General features: G+C 70.8%; 5 protein-coding genes. 2 read left to right on the top strand and 3 right to left on the bottom strand.

Going from position 1 to position 2847, the window contains the following annotated elements:
- The coding region (locus tag HUU95_RS13005) for an ACT domain-containing protein (RefSeq protein ID WP_174280488.1) at positions 1–583 on the top strand (583 nt) is incomplete at its 5' end.
- A gap of 1 nt (position 584) precedes the next feature.
- On the opposite strand, the gene HUU95_RS13000 is transcribed toward HUU95_RS13005, so the two are convergent.
- On the bottom strand, positions 585–971 hold the full coding sequence (locus HUU95_RS13000) for a type II toxin-antitoxin system VapC family toxin (protein WP_174280487.1): 387 nt from the start codon (positions 969–971) through the stop codon (positions 585–587).
- Positions 972–1211 (bottom strand): type II toxin-antitoxin system Phd/YefM family antitoxin, encoded by a 240-nt coding sequence (locus HUU95_RS12995; protein WP_174280486.1) that lies wholly within the window; start codon positions 1209–1211, stop codon positions 972–974. It abuts the gene before it with no gap.
- A 69-nt stretch (positions 1212–1280) separates the two neighbouring features.
- Between HUU95_RS12995 and HUU95_RS12990 the strand changes: the two genes are divergently transcribed.
- A complete protein-coding gene (locus tag HUU95_RS12990; RefSeq protein ID WP_254602795.1) occupies positions 1281–2375 on the top strand; it encodes a glycosyltransferase family 2 protein in 1095 nt (364 codons plus the stop codon).
- On the opposite strand, the gene HUU95_RS12985 is transcribed toward HUU95_RS12990, so the two are convergent.
- The coding region (locus tag HUU95_RS12985; protein WP_174280485.1) for a class I SAM-dependent methyltransferase at positions 2361–2847 on the bottom strand (487 nt) is incomplete at its 5' end. The genes HUU95_RS12990 and HUU95_RS12985 overlap by 15 nt on opposite strands.

Below are 2847 nucleotides of genomic sequence, written 5' to 3'. Positions count from 1 at the left end.
CCGGCGGCTCAAGCTGCCCGACGATGCGGCGCTGCTCGCCGCGATCGCCCGGCGGACGCTCACCGACGGACAGGTGATGGAGGCGCTGATGCCCGGCTCGGCCGGCGCCGACGTCGCGGTCGCCGCGCCACAGGCCAGCGCGATCTCGATCAAGGGGCTGACGCCGGGCGTCGCCTTCGACCTCGCCCGATGCTGTCACCCCGTGCCCGGCGATCGCATCGTCGGGCTGCGCCGCCCGGATGCCGGGATCGAGGTGCACGCGAACGGCTGCGCCGTGCTCGCCGAGCTGGCCGAGCGCTCGGCGGCCGAGACCGACTGGGTCGACCTCGCCTGGGGCGACGGCGCGGACGGCGCCACCGCGCGGCTGGAGGTGATGGTCAGCAACCAGCCCGGCGCGCTGGGCGTCATCGCCACCGTGATCGGCCAGCACAAGGCCAACATCATCGCGCTGCGCCTCGACACGCGCGACACGCGCTTCCATACCAACACCATCGATGTCGAGGTCCACGACCTGGCGCAACTGATGCGCCTGATGGCGGCACTCCGCGCGACGGACGCGGTGCACGCGGTGGAGCGGGTCTAGCCTACCACAGGCGGCGAACGCCGTACCGGTCGAACAGCGTCTCGTTCGAGACCAGCGTCAGATCGTCGACCAGCGCCTGCGCGATCAACAGCCGGTCGAACGGGTCGCGATGATGCAGCGGCAGGTTGGCGACGGCGAGCGCATGACGGACCTCCACCGGCAGCAGGCCAAAGCCTTCGTTCCCAAGCTTATGCTCGAAACCGGCCAGCAGCGGCTCGACGCCCGACAGCTTGCCAATCGCGTGCCTGGTCGCGATCTCGAACGCCGTGATGCTGCTCACCAGCACCGGTCCTGGTTCCTGCTCGATCCCCGCGCGCGCCGATCGCCCAATGGCTTGCGGCAAGTCAAACCACCAGAGCAACGCGTGCGTGTCGAGCAGCAACGCCACCTAGAGCAGTCCCCACTCCCGCAGTTCGTCGTCGGACGCCGGATCGAAAACGTCCGGTGCATAAGTAAACTGTCCCGCCATGCTTCCCGGAACGCGACGCGGGGGCGGCGCCGGCTCGACCGGCACCAGTTTGACCGTCGGCACCTTGCCGCGCGCGATCACCACGTCCTCGCCATCCAGCGCGCGCGCGATCAGCTTCGACAGGTGGGTCTTCGCCTCGTGCACTGTTACCGTCGCCATCGCCCGACTCCTTAGCCAACCTGCTTAGCTAATTTGCCGGCCAGCCGCAATCGCGGCTACGTCACCGGAATGCCCGCGCCCGCGCTCTCCGTCGTGATCCCCTGCTACAACGAGGCGGCGTGCCTGCCCTTGCTGCACGCGCGCGTGTCGGCGGCGGCGCGGGCGGCGGTGGGGGACGCGCACGAGATCGTGCTGGTCAACGACGGCAGCCGCGATCGGACCTGGGCGGAGATGCGGCGGCTGGCGGACACCGACGGGCACCTCGTCTGCGTCAACCTGTCGCGCAACCATGGCCACCAGCTGGCGCTCACCGCCGGGCTGGACCTGTGCGGCGGCGAGCAGATCCTGATCATCGACGCGGACCTGCAGGACCCCCCCGAGCTGCTCGCCGACATGCGCGCCGCCATGATCGAGCAGGAGGCGGACGTCGTCTACGCGGTGCGCCGCCGCCGGCAGGGCGAGACGGTGTTCAAGCGCGCGACCGCCGCGATCTTCTACCGGCTGCTCGATCGGCTGACCGACACGGAGATCCCGCTCGACACCGGTGATTTCCGGCTGATGTCCCGGCGCGCGCTCGACGCGTTCCTGGCACTGGGCGAGCAGGCGCGCTTCATCCGCGGCATGGTCGCCTGGATCGGCTTTCGCCAGGTCCCCTTCCCCTATGACCGGCAGGAGCGCGCGGCGGGCGAGACTTCCTATCCGTTCGCCAAGATGCTGCGGCTCGCCTTTGACGCGGTGACCGGCTTCTCGACGGCGCCGCTGCGTTGGGCCAGCCATGCTTCCGTGCTGCTCGCGGGCGTCTCGCTGCTGCTGCTCTTCTATATCGGCTGGGGCTATTTCGCGGGCTCGCCGGTGCAGGGCTGGACCTCGACCATGCTCGTCGTCGTGGTGCTGAGTGCCGCACAGATGTTCGTGCTCGGCATGCTGGGCGAGTATCTGGGCCGCATCTATGTCGAGGTGAAGCGGCGGCCGCTGTACATCGTCGCCGACATCGCCGGCCCGGTGCGAGGCCGCGCGACGCTGGGGGTGACGTCGCCTACTGCTCCCCTCCCCTTCAGGGGAGGGGCTGGGGGTGGGGCCTCTCGACCGGAGCCGGCGTATGAGGCGACGCCCCACCCCAACCCCTCCCCTGAAGGGGAGGGGCTTGCCTCACGGCACCGCTGATCGCGCCAGCGTCACGATGCTCACCCCCGGCCCCATCGGCACGCGCCCGACCAGATGCCGCTCCAGCCGGAAGATGCGCTCGAACAGCGCGTTGACCGGCCCCGGCGGCGGCGAGTCGTCGCTGTCCTCGCGCCCGGTCAGGCGGCCCGCCAACCGCGCCCCGGCGGCGAGCGGGAACAGCAGCGAGTTGAAATATGCGAGCCGTTCCGGGCGCAGGCCGGCGGCGGCGATCGCCGCGCGCAGCGTCGCCTTGGTGTAGCGCCGGTGATGGTGGTTCACCACGTCGTGCGCGCTCCACATCCATGGGTGCGCGGGCACGGTGATCAGGATCGCGCCGCCGGGCGCCAGCCGCTCGCGCATCGCCGCCAGCGCCGCGACGTCGTCGGCGATATGCTCCACCACGTCGAGCACCGCGATCAGGTCATAGGCGCCGCGCTCGATCCCCGGCAGCGCCGGCAGCGGCGCGGCGCCG

It is taken from the genome of Sphingomonas bacterium (genome assembly GCF_903643065.1).
In the GTDB taxonomy this organism is placed as follows: domain Bacteria; phylum Pseudomonadota; class Alphaproteobacteria; order Sphingomonadales; family Sphingomonadaceae; genus Sphingomonas.
This window is presented reverse-complemented; position numbering and strand designations above follow the sequence as displayed.